Below are 15,683 nucleotides of genomic sequence, written 5' to 3'. Positions count from 1 at the left end.
TATCAGATACTCCGCCTTCGCGGAGTATGACGATTTTTCGTATTGGCTGCCCCGCCGCGTTCAGACCAGCGCAGAGGGTGCTCGGGAACTTTTCCGCAACTGCCCCGCGCGACCAACCGATATTCTGCCTAACTCCCGCAAAAGCCTCTGGAAAAGCCGGTCCCGGTGGTTGCCGGGACGCGGCGCCCTCGTCATTGTCGGGTGTCCGCGGGGTGCGACTCAGGGGCTGCGTCAATACTGCATATGGTATTGTCACTGTGGGCTGATTCGCGTCTTGCCAGCACAGCAGAGTGCCCATGAAACTCACGCGCCTTCGCCTTCACGGATTCAAGTCGTTCGTCGAGCCCACCGATTTCGTGATCGAGCCGGGTCTCACCGGCGTGGTCGGTCCGAACGGCTGCGGCAAGTCCAACCTGGTCGAAGCGCTGCGCTGGGCGATGGGCGAGACGTCGTACAAGTCGCTGCGCGCCGCCGACATGGACGCGGTGATCTTCGCAGGCTCGGGCAACCGCCCGGCGCGCAACCACGCCGAAGTGGTGATGACGATCGACAACACCGATCGCTCCGCGCCTGCGGCCGTCAACGATTCCGAGACACTGGAGATCTCGCGCCGGATCGAGCGCGAGGCCGGCTCGGTCTATCGCATCAACGGCCGCGACGTTCGCGCCCGCGACGTGCAGATCCTGTTCGCCGACGCCGCCACCGGCGCGCGCTCCCCGGCGCTGGTTCACCAGGGCAAGATCGGCGAGATCATCCAGGCCAAGCCCGAACAGCGCCGCCGCGTGCTGGAGGACGCCGCCGGCGTCGCCGGCCTGCATGCGCGCCGTCATGAAGCCGAATTGCGGCTGAAGGCGGCGGAGACCAATCTCACCCGCGTCGAGGACGTGATCGGCCAGCTCGCCGGCCAGATGGAGGGGCTCAAGAAGCAGGCGCGGCAAGCGATCCGCTATCGCGACGTCGCGGCGAAAGTGCGCAAGGCCGAGGCCATGCTGTTTCACCTGCGCTGGCTGGACGCCCAGTCCGAGGTGACGGAAGCCGCCAGAATTCACGATTTGAACGTCCGCGAACTGGCCGAACGCACCCGCGAGCAGGCGGAAGCCGCCCGCCTCCAGGCGGAGCGCGCATCCGAATTGCCGGCGCTGCGCGAGGCGGAAGCCCGCGCCGCCGCCGGACTGCAGCGCCTCACCAGCGCGCGCGAAGCCCTCGACCGCGAGGAGGAGCGCGCGAAGGAGCGCGCCGCCGAACTCGATCGCCGGCTGACGCAGCTTGCATCCGACATCGAGCGCGAGCAGCGGCAATCCTCCGATGCCGAGGACGCCTTGCGGCGGCTCGACGCCGAGGACACCGAGCTGAAGGAGGAGATCAAGTCACGCGTCGAGACCCGCAGCGGTGTCGACGAGCGGGTGGCGCAGGCGGAAGCAACGCTTGCCGCGACAGAGGCCACGTTCGCGGAATTGACCCGCGCGCTGGCCGACCTTACCGCGAAGCGCAACCAGCTTGAATCGAACGTGCGCACCCATCGCGATCGTCTGGCGCGCATCGATCAGCAGATCGCGGACGTGCAGCGCGAGACCGAGGCGCTGGCGCAACAGACCAGCGGCTTCGGCGATCTCGATGCGCTGAGCGCAGCGATCGAGCGCGCACAGCAGGCGCTTGCGCAATCGGAAAGCCTGAGCCGCGAGCGCGAGGCCGAACATGCCGCCGCGCGAGGGCAGCTCGAAGCCGCCCGCTCCGGCGTCGAAGCGGCGCGCGGGCCGTTGCAGGAGGCCGACAAGCGGGCCCAGCGGCTCGAGACCGAAGCCAAGACCATCGCCAAGATCCTGAATGGCGAAAGCAAGAACCTGTGGCCGCCGATCATCGACGGCATCAGCGTCGACAAGGGCTATGAGAAGGCGATCGGCGCCGTGCTCGGCGACGACCTCGACGCACCGGTGGACCAGTCCGCGCCGATGCGCTGGACCGGCGCGGCCGTGACAGCCGAGGACCCGGCGTTGCCCGGGGGTATTGAATCGCTTGCGGCCCATGTGCAGGCGCCGCCTGAGCTGGCGCGGCGCCTGGCCCAGATCGGCGTCGTCGCCAGGGAGCGCGGCTCGGAGCTGGTCGCGCATTTGAAAACCGGCCAGCGGCTGGTGTCGCTCGAAGGCGACGTCTGGCGCTGGGACGGCTTCGTGACCGCGGCCCATGCGCCGACCGGGGCCGCGCGCCGCCTCGCCGAGCGCGCGCGTCTTGCCGATATCGAGAGCGAGATCGAGCGCGCGCGCGCCGAAGTTGCCGAGCGGCGACAGGCGCTGGAGACGGCCCAGCAGGCGGTCGCCGCCGCCGCTCACGTCGTCACCGCTGCCGCCTCAGGCGAGAGCGAGGCGCGCAATGCGTGGCGCGCGGCGCAGCGTGAGGCCGACGCCGCGCGCGAACGCCATGCGAGTGCCGAGCGCGAGATCAATCGCCATGCGGCGCGCCGCTCGGCGCTGACGGAGGCGCACAACCGCCTGACCAGCGACCGCACGGAAGTCGCCGCCGCCCATGAAGCCGCCACCGCCGCGCTTGGCGAGTTGCCGCCGAGCCTCGATACCGAAACAAAGCTCGGCGAGGTGCGGACCGAGATCGATGGCCATCGCCGGCTTGCGGCGCAGGTGCGCGCCGAAGCGCAGGCGCTGGCGCGCGAAGCCGAGCTTGCGGACCGCCGCCTGCTGGCGATATCGGCCGAACGTAACGAATGGCAGACCCGCAAGCAGAGCGCGGCCTCGCAGATCGCGACCGTCGAAGCGCGCGTCACCGACGTGAAGGCCGAGCGCGCCGAGCTCGAGAATGCGCCGACCCTGTTCGCCGAGAAGCGCAGCGCCGTCATCAGCGAGATCGAGCACGCCGAGAAGGACCGTCGCGACGCGGCCGATGCGCTCGCCGCCGCCGAGGCCGCGATGGCGGACACCGATCGCACCGCGAAAATCTCGCTGGAGGCGCTGTCGAGCGCGCGAGAGGCCACCGCCCGCGCCGAGGAACGCATGGACGGCAGCAAGCGGCGTCTGGAGGATACCGAACGGGAAATCCGCGACATGCTCGAGGTCGAGCCCGGTGCGGTGGCCTCTCTGGCCGAAATTCAGGACGGGGTTGACCTGCCGCCGCTGCCGGAGATCGAGGCGGAGCTGGAAAAGCTGCGCCGCGATCGCGACCGTCTCGGCGCCGTCAACCTGCGCGCCGAGGAGGAACTGCGCGAGGTCGAGACCCAGCACACCTCGCTCACCACCGAGCGCGACGACCTCGTCGAAGCCATCAAGAAGCTGCGCACCGGCATCCAGAGCCTCAACCGCGAGGCGCGCGAGCGGCTTTTGACCTCGTTCGAAACCGTCAACACTCACTTCAAGCGGCTGTTCACCGAGCTGTTCGGCGGCGGCGAGGCGGCGCTGCACCTGATCGAGAGCGACGATCCGCTCGAAGCCGGCCTCGAGATCATCGCCAAACCGCCCGGCAAGAAACCGCAGACGCTGTCGCTGCTCTCGGGCGGCGAGCAGGCGCTGACCGCGCTGGCGCTGATCTTCGCGGTGTTCCTCACCAACCCGTCGCCGATCTGCGTGCTGGACGAAGTCGACGCGCCGCTCGACGACCACAACGTCGAACGCTTCTGCAACCTGCTGCACGAGATGACCGGGTCCACCGAGACGCGCTTCATCATCATCACGCACAATCCGATCACCATGGCGCGGATGAACCGGCTGTTCGGCGTGACCATGGCCGAGCGCGGCGTCTCGCAACTGGTGTCGGTCGACCTTGAAAACGCGGTGAAGATCCTCGATCAGAACGTGGCGTGATACCCTCTCCTTGAGGGGAAGAGTCGGCACTCTCAGACAAGGCAATGGCCCGATCGACGGCTACGTCGCGCATCGGACACTGGCCCGGACCAAGGCCAATACGTCCCTTCTCGAAGTGCCGCAGTCGATCGGTGGTCAGCGATCAAATTCGCGACCAGGATGCGGGCATGATACTGGAGCGCAGCCGTTCGGGCTTTCCGCGATGCCGCTTCTTGGCAATCTGCCGGTCTGGCGCTGTGGAGCCCCGCTGCGTTCCAGACTCGCGCTTTCCCTTTCCGGCCACCCTCCGGCCTGGAGCGGTTCAAGCGACATCAATAGCCGTCAAATCCTGGCGATGCACGAGATGGGTTTGACGCTGGTTACGAGCGCCATAGGACTAGCGATCTATGATTTATTTTCTACGCGAGAACTCAATTGCCTCTTCGGTCCGAATAGGTGCGAGCTTACACACAACAATCTCTTGCGTGGCTCGCCTCTTAAGTTCCGAGAGCTTAAAATTTTTTGACTTTATACGTTTCAGTCGACGTCTAATTTACCAAAGCAGCTCACACAATAGCACATATTTTCATCCAAACGTTGCACTTCCGAATAAGCCATCGAGGCAGGCCGCGCGCTTTCGGGCAAATCAGCTCTGTCTTGCGGTTACTCTAGCGCTGATTCCGATCTTTTTGGTTGCAGCACACGCATACGACCGCGACGTTACTAATCAGTCTACAATTCACCGGGCACTTCATCACCATCCGTCCTTCGACGGAGCACCCGTCGTTGTTCTATTTGGCGACATAGAGTACGAAATCCCGCGCAATTATCTCATTGCCGTAACAAAGCCGAACCATGGAAGCTCGAACGCTTCTTTCACGCTTTATGTTCTGCTCCCTGGTTTGCTGCCCAGAACGCCAACTACGGCACCCGCGCTCGATCTCATCGGGTGGCACGATCAGTTAAGAGCGCTCGTCCAGTATAGATTCACACCGCGCTCAGCGGAGGATCTGTTGAGATTTTATCTGCAGACGTCCAAGTCCGCAGAGGACGACTTCACATTGATCGGTGGAAAATATCGGCTCTACAAGCGGCCTTTCAACGTACCCCATGAGATTTATACGACGAACACGCCTCACGGTCTGCTGCTGTTTACCTGCAACAATCAGAACGACCTCAACATCGTGAAGTACCCGTCTTGCAGAGTGAGCGAGACGCTCGGTGATAATGTCGGCGTCACCTACAATTTCAGTCGTGATCATCTCCTCGAGGCGGCAGACATCGACGAAAAGCTACGCGCTCTTGTCATGTCCTTCGTTAGGAAATGATCGGATCAACATCATCGCAATCCATGGATGTTCCAACGCCAGGATATACATCTGAACAGGTGTCACCCTTGCAGAGCTATATCGATGGAGCCAACGCTGCGTTGCAAGCGGGAGACACGCAAAATGCCCTCAATTATATCAACCTCTACTATAGTTCACAGACAGAGATCCGCGGGTATGCGACCGACGCCCTCGAAATAATCAACAATCAAGGCGTATTCGGTGCTACCGCCAATCAGGAGCTTATCAACGCAGTTCACAAATATGCGGGTAAGTCTGGAAGCGCAGCTCGCAACGTCCGAGTGCGTCGACCGTCGCTTTGGCATTTTTCGTTGGCCAAACCCACGCGGCCACGAGGACTCCACCAGGAGCGTCGACGGGAAAGCCCATCCCACACAAATTTGTCTCCAAACACTACCAGAGTTGGTAGGTGCGCAAGCCTAGTCTATGCGACTATTACGGGCCGGGTAATTTCACGTCACCAACAATTCTGCGGGTAATATTTGCGAGTTGTCATTGTTCGGTATGCAGGAAACGTCACAACTTTCTTTGAATAGGCTCTAGCCTTGGCGGGTGAATGCGAATGATGAAGGCATTGTGGAACCGCTTTCCCATACGAAAGTCTTTTGGACTGTCCTTGCGGATAGGCGGGGCTATTTTAGTTTTGACGACAGGCCTTGGAGATACTCGCTTGTCGGCGAGAAGTAGCAACCTGAAACACTTTTCGTTGAGAGAAGTCAGGACTTGCCAGCCCGCTTCAGGTCAGACTACTGCCCCTGCGCTGGAAGTTACGGGGGTGGGCTGGTCGGACGACGGAAGTTTGATAGCTGGGTACAGCGCATATGGGACGCAAGTAACGGTTTGGGATAGCCATGATTGCCAGAAACTCCATAGTTTCTTTGTCAACGATAGCCAGTATGTGGGTCCGTCTATCGCGTTTGCAGCGGGCGGTACGCGTTTGTTTACGCCAGCTTCAATGGCATCCCGCAATGACAATCAATACACAATCGATCTTTGGGATGTATCGGCCTCGAAAGTCATCGAGAGAATTGAGGGTCCAGCAGGGCACGCGGAGGTTCGAAAGAATCGGCTAGCAAAATTTAGTCTGTCACCGAAAGGAAACCTAATTGCCTTTTCGACTGCTGATTATGGTTCTCCCGTGACAGTCTTCGATCGGGTAACATCGGAAATCGCAATCTTTATTTCTAGCCCCAGAAAAAATACAGCTTCGTCGCTTGCATTCTCGTCCAATAACAACGGACTGGCAATCGGATATATAAATGGTTTGGTCAGAGTGTTTGCTAACGCGCGCGACCCGTCTTCTGAAGAATTTTTTGCCTACGACCAATCATCGAAGATTGGTGTCGATGCGGTCATCTTTAGCCCTGACGGCTCGCACATTGCGACGGGCGCACTCGTAGGCTCCACCCTTCCTGCGAGCCTGAAGTATTCGTCCATCAAACTCTGGCAGACTGCGACACATCACTTAGCGAAAGAGGCAGCTTCACAATCGGGTTCTGTGAAGAGCCTAAGTTGGAGTCCTGCGGGCAAATACATAGCCGCGATCATAAGCGATCGCACGCTGGCTATTCTCGATTCGTCAAACGGCGAGATTGTGGAGACCAAACAGTTCGGACCTGTATCCGTCTATGTAACTGCGTTCTCTCCAAGCGGACGCGAACTAGCAGTAGCTACGGGGAGCGGGCTCAAGATCTTTAAAGTAAGTGAATGAAAAGCTAGTCATGAGAAGTCACAATGCCATCATCATCGGACTACTGTAACGCTAGTGGCAATGTTGGAGTCCATTACTACCGCAATCAAGTCATGGAGGCATTGGAGATTGATGAAAAGCTGCGAAGCTTGCTGACTTTGACTGATCTGGTGCTATAAGGCGGTGTCCCCAAGGTGCCTGCAAGATGATAGGTCCCAAATCTCCACAGACAGCAAGTGTCGGCTTCCTCGAAACCTGTCCGGGCATGACGATTTTCATATAGCAGATAACAGATAGCGTCTGTTCTGAAATGACCCCGCCTGCCCTTCCAGCCGCGCTGCGCGCCGCACTCGATCGCGAGACGCACGGCCTCTCCCGCAGCGATGCCGCTGTCCGCGCGGCGACGATCTCGCAAACCTATCGCCGCGGCGGCGGCTCGGTTGCGATCCGGAGTGAATCCGACGCGCTCGCCTACGCGCTGGCGCGGATGCCCGCGACCTATGCGGCCGTCGTCGCCAGCCTCAATGCGCTCCGTGAGATTCGTCCGGAATTCGCACCACAAAACCTGCTCGATGTCGGCGCCGGACCGGGCACCGCGACATGGGCGGCGGCGCAGACGTTCGATTCCCTCAACGAGTTCTCGGCTGTCGACGCCAATCCAGCGCTGCGCACCCTCGCGCTCGACCTTATGCGCGGCGACTCACGCCTCTCTGCGCTTCGCTACGCACAGAGCGAAGCGTCGACCGGACTTCGCGACAAGCCGGCGGGCGCCGATCTCGTGGTCGCAAGCTATGTCATCGGCGAAATGAATGCCGACCGGCAATCCGCACTCGCCGACCTCATGTGGGCGGCGACTCGCGACACGCTGCTGGTCGTCGAACCCGGCACGCACGCCGGCTACCGGCGCATTCTCGACCTGCGCCGCCGGCTCGTGGCGCAAGGCGCGCATATCCTCGCGCCCTGCCCGCACGACGCAGCCTGCCCGCTCATAGCGCTTTCAAGCGAAATTGGCACCGTTTCGCATGAAGAAAACGCGTCAAAACAAAAAGCCGCGCCGGACTGGTGCCATTTCGTGCAGCGGCTGCCGCGATCGCGCGCCCACAAGCACCTCAAGGGCGCGGAGCTTCCTTTCGAGGATGAGAAATTCAGCTACATCGCGCTGGCGCGAACGCCCGCCCGGCAACGTCTGCCGCGGGTGCTGGCGCCGCCGCTCGTCGGCAAGGCCGGAATGCGGATCAAACTGTGCCGGCCGGACGGCAGCGCCAGCTTCGCGACGTTTCCCCGCCGCGACAAGGCCGCCTACGCCCGTCTGCGCCGGATCAGTTGGGGCGACACCATCGTTCCGAGCGAGCCGTAGCCCCCGAGCTATGACGGACGTGTAAAAACGTAGGCCAGCCCGGTCAGCATGATGAGCGCCACCGCCGCCATGAGCCATGGCCCCGGATGGCTGCCGAGCCACAACAGCACGAAGCCGAGCGCCGTGCCGCCCAGCGCCATCAGCTTGGCTTTGACCGGGATCGCGCCACGCTCGCGCCAGCCGCGCAAAAGCGGGCCGAAACGCGGATGCCGCAACAGCCAATTTTCCAGTCGGGGCGATGAACGCGCGAAACAGGCGGCGGCCAGAATCAGGAACGGCGTCGTCGGCAGCACCGGCAGGAACGCGCCGATAAAGCCGAGCGCGACGAACCCGATACCCAGCACCAGAAAGACATAGCGTATCATCCGCGGCGTGGCGGCGCGCGGATCGACGGCGCGCGCTGCGCCGAAAGACTGCTCGTCCGCGATCATTCCCTCGCCGTCCTGGTCCGCCATCAAAAGTCCTGCAAGGTTCATGCTTTCATAGAACAAAGGACCGGGCAACTTGAACTTCTCTAAGGCTTTTCCAAGACAAGAGATGCCCTTCCCGGCGGTTCCTGCTGTTCGCACCTCATTTCGTCTACGGTAGAGGCCTCGCCCGTCTTATTCAGGAGCGCTCCCCCCATGTCGTCCGGCTGGATCATTCTCGGCGTCATTGTCGTCATCGCCTTGTTCGCGCTTGTCGCTTATAAACGGCTGGTCGCACTCAGCCAGCGCGTCGGCCAGGCCTTCGCCGACATCGACGTGCAGATCAACAGCGTCACGACCTGATCCCGAACCTCGTCGAAACCGTGAAGGTATGCCGTGCGGGACGCTGGACGATGTCGTCACGGCGCGCAACGTGGCGATGTCGGCGCAGGGTCCGGCGCAGGTCGGCGCGGCCAAGAACGCGCCCGGCTTGATCGCGCTGTCGGAGGCCTATCCCGATCTCAAGGCCAACGCCAACTTCCAGCAGCTCGCCGGCAAACTGCCGCGCGCGACCTCGGCCGTAATGGAAATGTGCGCCGACAAGCCGCGCCATGGTTCGCCGATCCGTTCGCCACTCATCCGCCGATCGAGACGCGGGTGCGCGCGCCGGTGACATATGCCGGCGGCCACGATCCCGGCCCGATTCCGCATATTTCAGCAGGAGCGCGATGCGGTCGACACAAAACCAACCGGGGCGGGCAGGATTTCCCGCCAGGACCATGAAGCGGCCCCGCGACGCCGGCCACCGCGCCTTCGCCGGCTCCCCGGTCCCTGGGGCGACCACCCCGATCCCGGCCGTTTCCAAGCCGGTTCCGGCTTGCACAGCGCACCGGATCACGACGCGGGCGGAACCGCCACGCGCTTTTCCTCATCCGGATCCGGCGACTGCGGCCGCTCAACCCTTAAGGAATTTTGCCGGATTGAACATATCGAATTGAAATCTCCCTCGTTTCTGCCATGGTCGCTCCCCAAGCAAACATCGGGGACATGCCGTCCGCGCGACCATGCGCGGTTTCCGGCTTTCAGCTTGCTCAAAGGGGTCTCATGGCGAAGCCAGCAGTGATTGTGGTCGGCGCGGACAAGGGCGGGGTCGGCAAGACCACGGTCTCGCGCACCGTGCTCGACTATTTCAACGCCAACAACGTGCCCACCCGCGCGTTCGACACCGAATCGCCGCGCGGCACACTGAGGCGCTTCCATCCTGACATCACCGAGATCGTCGACATGACAGCGACCGCGGATCAGATGAAGATCTTCGACACGCTGAACACGGCCAAAGCCAGCGTCACCGTGATCGACGTCCGCGCCGGGCTGATGTCGCCTGCGCTGGCATCACTCCGCGACATCGGTTTTCTCGATGCGGCAAAGTCCGGGCAGATCACCTTCGCGGTATTCCATATCCTCGGTCCCTCGATCGCCTCGCTCGACGAGATCGCGGAGACCGCGAACTTCATGTCCGGCGCCAAATATTTCCTGGTGAAGAACTTCATCAACAACACGAGCTTCTTCGAATGGGATCAGGCGACCTACAACGCCTACTTCCGCAAGATCAAGGACGCGACCGAGATCACCATCCCGAAGCTCAACGAGATGGCCTACGAGCAGGTCGAGGTATCCTCGGTGCCGTTCCTCAAGTTCGTGGCCAACAAGGGACAGAAGAACGAGGCCGCGAACTACTCGTTCGTCCTGCGCGGCTACGTCCGCCACTGGCTCGCCAACGTCTGGAGCGAGTTCGACCGCATCAAGCTCACCGACATCGTTGCCTCGAAGGAGAAGGGCAGTTCCCGTTCCTCGAACAAGTAACTGGCCGTTCCGTTATTCCGAGACGTGCCCGGCGACGAATGCCTTGCATTCGCGTCGACAGCGCAAGCTTCGGATGCGCAATTGCACGCCGGGTCATCCCGACTATCGATTAGAGTTCGAAATTCCGGATCGCCGCCAAGCGACGTCCTCGGCTGGCACTCGCGTATCGAGAATGGCGGTGGAGAGTTTTTCGACATCCTGCTAGATCGGGACCGTCTCTCCGGTATGTCAGTCATGCCCCGAACGCCCGTCTATATCATTTGCTCGCCACGCCCGCAGGTCGGCAAGACACTGATCGCGCGGCAGCTCAGCGAGTTTCTGCGCCTGCAGCGGGGCGACGTCCTTGCCTTCGACGTCAACCAGAAGGAACCTTCGCTGGTCGACTACCTGCCGCGTCTCACCGAGACCGCCGACATCGACGACACCTTCGGCAAGATGGCGCTGATGGATCGGCTGATCGTTAATGACGGACTCGCCAAGGTGATCGACCTCGGCTACCACGCCTTCGACGAATTCTTCCGGATGATCGAGGAAATCGGTTTCGTCAAGGAATCCGTCCGGAGCGACGTGGCGCCGGTCGTCCTGTTCGTGGCCGACAGCGATCGCGTGTCCGCGCGCGGCTTCGGAACGCTACGGGCAACGCTGCCGCCCCGCGCGATCATCACGGTCGACAACGAATTCGTCTTGCGCGGAGACCTGCCCGAGACCTTCATGCACAGTGGGACGATGCGCATCGCAGCGCTCCCGGCGTTCCTCAAGAGCTACATCGACCGCCTCACCTTCTCCTTCACCGACTACCTGCGAACGGAAAAGGATACGTCCACCGAACTGCATCAGTGGATCCGCACCAACTATTTCAGTTTCCGCGAGATCGAGCAGCAACTGGCGCGGCAGCGGGAATGAAGAACTCTGTCGTGGAGTAGCGGAATATGAAAAAAGCAGTCTTAGCATTTGCGGCAGTGTTTGGGTTTTTCTGCATTCTATCCGCGTCCTTGGGACGAGGACGCGTTGATATCGTACAAATTTACTCAAACTTCCTCGCCAGTCGCGTCGCTGCTCTAGGCTGCAATGCGGCGGACAAGGCGACAGAATCCAAATTCCTGTCAAATCTCCAAGCCGTTACGATAAGGGCGATTCAAGCGCTAAAAGAGCGCAATCAAACTTTGAGCGACGCTGATTTGTCGGCAAAAATAGTTGCCGCTCAGAACACCACACAAGCTGCGGTAAAAGGTGAAATTACCAAGAACGGGTGTTCATCCGAACGCATCAGGGCATTGTTGAAGTTGTACAAGATACATTCGGAAATGTCTTTGGGTGGCTGATTCCGAAGGGTCTACTTGTCAAGTATATAATTCCGTTCAGGCGAGGACGAAGAATTCAATGCCCGCCGAACGCCATCAGCGTCCGCACCGGAACGTCCATCGCGCGCAGCTTGGCGGCGCCGCCGAGGTCCGGCAGGTCGATGATGAAGCAGGCCGCGACCACATTGGCGCCGATCTGGCGCAGCAGCTTCACCGCGCCCTCCGCCGTGCCGCCAGTAGCGATCAGGTCGTCGACCAGAATGACGCGCTCGTCCTTCGCGATGGCATCGACGTGCATTTCCATTTCATCGGTGCCGTATTCGAGCGCGTAGGCCATCCGCACGGTCTGGTGCGGCAGCTTGCCCTTCTTGCGGATCGGCACGAAGCCCGCGGAAACCTGATGCGCCACAGCGCCGCCAAGGATGAAGCCGCGCGCCTCGATGCCTGCGACCTTGTCGATCTTCGAGCCGGCCCATGGATGCACCAGCAGATCGACCGCGCGGCGGAACGCGCGCGCGTCGCCGAGCAGCGTGGTGATGTCGCGGAACATGATCCCCGGCTTCGGATAATCCGGAATCGTGCGAACGGAAGCTTGCAGATCGTCTTCGAAGGTCATGCAATTACTCTCGGAGAAACAAGGGGAGATTGATCTGCTGTGTCATTGCCGGACTTGATCCGGCAATCCATCGTCTTTTGGGTAAGATGGATACGCGGGTCAAGCCCGCGTATGACGTCATTTAGCGTTGCGCCACCCTCTCCCCAGCCGGAACGCATTCTCCACGATACGCAGGCCGACCTCGCCGCCGAGCGACATCAGCGATTCAGGGTGGAACTGCACGCCGCCGACCGGCAGCGTCCTGTGCTCGATCGCCATCGGCACGCCGTCGTCGGTGGTCGCCGTCACCTCCAGCACGTCGGGCATGCCCTCACGCTCGACATAGAGCGAATGATAGCGGCCGATCACGATCTCGTTGGGCAGGTTTCGCAACAACCTGCCCATTGCGCATCAAGCGTCCGCCGCGATTCTGCACGCGTGAGGGACGGCCGTGCCGAGCCGGCCGCCGAAATACTCGCCGATTCCCTGCACGCCGAGGCAGACGCCGAACACCGGCAGTTTCTTCTCCAGCGCGGTGCCGATGGTTTTGGCCATGCCGAAATCCTCGGGCCGGCCGGGACCGGGCGACAGCACCAGCAGGTCGTAGGTCTGCGTGTTCAGCATGTCCTGCGCGTGGACATAGCGCACCACGGTGACGCGCGCGCCGACCTGACGGAAATAATCCGCCAGCATGTGCACGAAACTGTCGTCGTGATCGATCAGCAGCACGCGCTTGCCGGAGCCGGTCGCATCCGGAGCCACCGCCGAGAGCGGCTTGGGCGCATCGCCGCGCAGCGCCTGGAACAGCGCGGCCGCCTTGGTCTGGCACTCGCGGTCCTCAAGCTCCGGCTTGCTGTCGAACAGGCAGGTCGCGCCGACGCGCACCTCGGCGAGCCCGTCCTTCATGCGGATGGTGCGGATGGTGAGACCGGTGTTGATCGAGCCGTCGAACCCGACGACGCCGAACGCGCCGGCGTACCAGCGCCGCGCCGAGCGTTCGTTGTCCTCGACGAACTGCATCGCCCACTTCTTGGGCGCGCCGGTCACCGTCACCGCCCAGGCGTGGGTGAGAAACGCATCGAGCGCGTCGAAGCCGGGCCGCAAAATGCCCTCGACGTGATCGACGGTGTGAAACAGTTTTGAGTAGGTCTCGATCTGGCGTCGCGCCAGCACCTTGATCGTTCCCGGCATGCAAATGCGCGCCTTGTCGTTGCGATCGACGTCGGTGCACATGTTGAGCTCGAACTCATCCTTCTGCGAGTTGAGCAGCTCGCGGATCTGCTCGGCGTCGCCGATGGCGTCGGCTCCCCGCGCAATGGTGCCGGAGATCGGACAGGTCTCGATCCGGCGGCCATCGCTGCGCACGAACATCTCCGGCGAAGCGGAAACCAGGAATTCACCATCGCCGAGATTGACCAGCCCGCCATAGGGTGACGGATTGATCCGGCACAGCCGCTGAAACACCTCGGCCGGCGAGCGTTCGCAGGGTTCGGCGAACAACTGCCCGGGCACCGCTTCGAACAGATCGCCGCGCGCGAACGCGGCGCGCGCCGTCTCCACCGTGGCCTGATATTCGCCGGGAGCGTGGTCGGTGAAACCCTGCCGTCCCGTCCTGGCGTAGACGCTTTCGGGCGTGTCGTGCGGCAGGCCCGCGGTCGAACGGCCGTTCCACGCGAAATCGTAGGACAGTACGACGCCGCGGCCGGTGGCGCGGTCGTAGGCGAGCAGGCGATCGGGGACGAACAACACGATGTCACGCTGGTCGGCTTCGCGCGCGCGCTTCCGCACTAGGTCTTCCATCTGGAACACGAGGTCGTAGGCAAACGCGCCGTAGAGCCCGAGCATGGGATCGGCGTCTGATGCGAACGCCGCCACCAGCGCGCGCACCAGCGACATCACGCTGGCGCGCCGGGTGCGCTGATCCTCCTCCACCGGCGCATCGCCGCGCAGGATGTGGCCGGCGATGCGGAGCGCGGTGCGTTCGGTGATGACGGCGCAGGGTTCGCTCACGGCCTCGCCCAGAAAGGCGATCAGCACCTCGCCGCGGGCATTGGTGGCCTCAATGGAAAAATTCAGACCCGTGGTTTCGATCCTGAGCGGCGGATCGGCAAAACCGAGATCGAAACTCTCATAGCGTCCCGGCACCGTGGTGCCCGACGACAGCACCAGGCCACGGCGGCGGTCGAGCAGGTCGATCAGGTCGTCGAGCCGCCTGCCGCCGGTAAAATGCTCGATCGACCGGCTGACGGCGAGACCGCCGGCGGTCGCGTACTCGCTCTGCGCGGGAAGGGAAAAGACGGTCCTGTTCATGGAGTCCTCTTACGAGACCTGAGGAAGAAGCGCCACACAGGACAAACGAAAAAGGCCGTCGTTTCTGCATGACGGCCTTCGACGATCGGAATTGAAACAAAATCGCACCGGCCACCTTAGAAGGTGGGCCACCAGAGACGGAACGGGCGGACGGTGCTGGTCATGGCCGCGAAATCATCATTCCGATGGTGCGATGTCAAGAGCGTTCGGGACGATCACCTTTGTCATGCCATCCATCTTCAAAGCGGACAGATTGCCGGCGTCACGGGCGAGCGAAACGACGGCGTTCTTTGAATGGCTATGCCTGAAGCGTTTCCGTCAAAACATGAAATGCTCTAGATTCCCGTTCACCCTAAAACCGGGAGAAAAACATGGCGTTCAAGGTCGTGAGCGACAGTTTCAAGGACGGCGACTACCTCGCCAAGGATCATATCCTGTCGGCGGATTTCGGTCACGGCTGCGCGGGCGGCAACCGGTCGCCGCACCTGCGCTGGAGCGGCGCGCCGGCAGGCACCAGGAGCTTCGCGGTGACCTGTTACGATCCGGATGCGCCGACCGGCAGCGGCTTCTGGCACTGGGTCGTCATCAATATCCCGCCATCGGTGACGGAGCTTGCGCTTGACGCCGGCAATCCCGACAGCGGCAAGCTTCCGAGGGGGGCGCTGCAGACCCGCACCGACTTCGGCTCCGCGTGCTATGGCGGCCCCTGCCCGCCCGAAGGGGATCACCCGCACCGCTATTTCTTCACCGTGCACGCCGTCGGAGGCAACATCAACGCCACCGCCGACACCTCGGCGGCGGTGATCGGGTTCCAGCTTCATTTCAACACGTTGGCGAAATCGGCGGTGATGGGCCTGTTCAAGCGCTGATCGACATCAGTCCGGGGCGAATGCGAGAGGCGAGCGGCAATTCACTCTGCCACCGTTATGGCGGACCTGTTCCGGCCATCCCCGTCTTGGCAATCGACAAAAAGAAAAACTGCCCCGCATAAAGCCGGGCATGACGAAAAAGAATATCCCTCGCTGTTTG

General features: G+C 62.0%; 10 protein-coding genes and 2 pseudogenes. 9 read left to right on the top strand and 3 right to left on the bottom strand.

All coding sequences use genetic code 11. The features are described 5' to 3' along the window. The first annotated feature begins 296 nt into the window (after nucleotides 1-296). The 4 genes from smc (at nucleotide 297) to ACMDCM_RS01540 (ending at nucleotide 8,178) form a co-directional block, all read left to right on the top strand. Nucleotides 297-3,803, top strand: coding sequence for a chromosome segregation protein SMC (smc, locus tag ACMDCM_RS01555; protein ID WP_412771919.1), 3,507 nt, complete (start codon nucleotides 297-299; stop codon nucleotides 3,801-3,803). A 992-nt stretch (nucleotides 3,804-4,795) separates the two neighbouring features. Beyond that, nucleotides 4,796-5,110, top strand: a complete 315-nt coding sequence (locus ACMDCM_RS01550) for a hypothetical protein (protein WP_412771918.1) — start codon at nucleotides 4,796-4,798, stop codon at nucleotides 5,108-5,110. Nucleotides 5,111-5,693: 583 nt separating this feature from the next. Continuing rightward, complete coding sequence (locus tag ACMDCM_RS01545; protein ID WP_412771917.1) at nucleotides 5,694-6,842, top strand: WD40 repeat domain-containing protein; 1,149 nt, start codon at nucleotides 5,694-5,696, stop codon at nucleotides 6,840-6,842. Nucleotides 6,843-7,131: 289 nt separating this feature from the next. Next, nucleotides 7,132-8,178: a small ribosomal subunit Rsm22 family protein gene (locus ACMDCM_RS01540; protein ID WP_412771916.1), complete on the top strand. Its 1,047-nt coding sequence runs from the start codon at nucleotides 7,132-7,134 to the stop codon at nucleotides 8,176-8,178. Between the two features lie 8 nt (nucleotides 8,179-8,186). On the opposite strand, the gene ACMDCM_RS01535 is transcribed toward ACMDCM_RS01540, so the two are convergent. Continuing rightward, entirely contained in the window at nucleotides 8,187-8,543 is a 357-nt protein-coding gene (locus tag ACMDCM_RS01535) for a YbaN family protein (RefSeq protein ID WP_412774629.1), read from the bottom strand. A 258-nt stretch (nucleotides 8,544-8,801) separates the two neighbouring features. On the opposite strand from ACMDCM_RS01535, the pseudogene ACMDCM_RS01530 reads away from it, so the two are divergent. The 4 genes and pseudogenes from ACMDCM_RS01530 to ACMDCM_RS01515 all read left to right on the top strand — a co-directional run. Next, nucleotides 8,802-9,147 (top strand): annotated as a pseudogene (locus ACMDCM_RS01530) (LemA family protein); the annotation flags it as partial. A gap of 542 nt (nucleotides 9,148-9,689) precedes the next feature. Continuing rightward, nucleotides 9,690-10,448 carry a P-loop NTPase family protein gene (locus ACMDCM_RS01525; RefSeq protein ID WP_412771915.1) on the top strand — a complete coding sequence of 253 codons (759 nt, stop codon included), beginning with the start codon at nucleotides 9,690-9,692 and terminating at the stop codon, nucleotides 10,446-10,448. Nucleotides 10,449-10,682: 234 nt separating this feature from the next. Further along, entirely contained in the window at nucleotides 10,683-11,351 is a 669-nt protein-coding gene (locus ACMDCM_RS01520) for a hypothetical protein (protein WP_412771914.1), read from the top strand. 26 nt (nucleotides 11,352-11,377) lie between these two features. Further along, nucleotides 11,378-11,770, top strand: a complete 393-nt coding sequence (locus ACMDCM_RS01515) for a hypothetical protein (RefSeq protein ID WP_412771913.1) — start codon at nucleotides 11,378-11,380, stop codon at nucleotides 11,768-11,770. A gap of 55 nt (nucleotides 11,771-11,825) precedes the next feature. Here ACMDCM_RS01515 and ACMDCM_RS01510 read toward each other — a convergent pair whose 3' ends face one another. Both ACMDCM_RS01510 and ACMDCM_RS01505 read right to left on the bottom strand, forming a co-directional pair. Next, nucleotides 11,826-12,365, bottom strand: coding sequence for an adenine phosphoribosyltransferase (locus ACMDCM_RS01510; RefSeq protein WP_412771912.1), 540 nt, complete (start codon nucleotides 12,363-12,365; stop codon nucleotides 11,826-11,828). A 117-nt stretch (nucleotides 12,366-12,482) separates the two neighbouring features. Continuing rightward, nucleotides 12,483-14,654: pseudogene (locus tag ACMDCM_RS01505) on the bottom strand (anthranilate synthase component I). Nucleotides 14,655-15,025: 371 nt separating this feature from the next. Here ACMDCM_RS01505 and ACMDCM_RS01500 point away from each other — a divergent pair. Then, complete coding sequence (locus tag ACMDCM_RS01500; protein ID WP_412771911.1) at nucleotides 15,026-15,523, top strand: YbhB/YbcL family Raf kinase inhibitor-like protein; 498 nt, start codon at nucleotides 15,026-15,028, stop codon at nucleotides 15,521-15,523. Nucleotides 15,524-15,683 lie beyond the last annotated feature (160 nt).

The organism is Nitrobacter sp., assembly GCF_047149785.1.
Classification (GTDB): domain Bacteria; phylum Pseudomonadota; class Alphaproteobacteria; order Rhizobiales; family Xanthobacteraceae; genus Nitrobacter.
Note: the sequence above shows the minus strand (reverse complement) of the source record. Positions and strands in the feature narration are given on the sequence as shown.

What these genes read in the sequence shown, in the direction of transcription:
- ACMDCM_RS01545 (WP_412771917.1), top strand. Translation starts at nt 5,694, where the DNA reads ATGATGAAGGCATTGTGGAACCGCTTTCCCATACGAAAGTCTTTTGGA.
- ACMDCM_RS01535 (WP_412774629.1), bottom strand. Translation starts at nt 8,543, where the DNA reads ATGATACGCTATGTCTTTCTGGTGCTGGGTATCGGGTTCGTCGCGCTC.
- ACMDCM_RS01510 (WP_412771912.1), bottom strand. Translation starts at nt 12,365, where the DNA reads ATGACCTTCGAAGACGATCTGCAAGCTTCCGTTCGCACGATTCCGGAT.
- ACMDCM_RS01515 (WP_412771913.1), top strand. Translation starts at nt 11,378, where the DNA reads ATGAAAAAAGCAGTCTTAGCATTTGCGGCAGTGTTTGGGTTTTTCTGC.
- ACMDCM_RS01525 (WP_412771915.1), top strand. Translation starts at nt 9,690, where the DNA reads ATGGCGAAGCCAGCAGTGATTGTGGTCGGCGCGGACAAGGGCGGGGTC.
- ACMDCM_RS01500 (WP_412771911.1), top strand. Translation starts at nt 15,026, where the DNA reads ATGGCGTTCAAGGTCGTGAGCGACAGTTTCAAGGACGGCGACTACCTC.
- ACMDCM_RS01540 (WP_412771916.1), top strand. Translation starts at nt 7,132, where the DNA reads ATGACCCCGCCTGCCCTTCCAGCCGCGCTGCGCGCCGCACTCGATCGC.
- ACMDCM_RS01520 (WP_412771914.1), top strand. Translation starts at nt 10,683, where the DNA reads ATGCCCCGAACGCCCGTCTATATCATTTGCTCGCCACGCCCGCAGGTC.
- smc (WP_412771919.1), top strand. Translation starts at nt 297, where the DNA reads ATGAAACTCACGCGCCTTCGCCTTCACGGATTCAAGTCGTTCGTCGAG.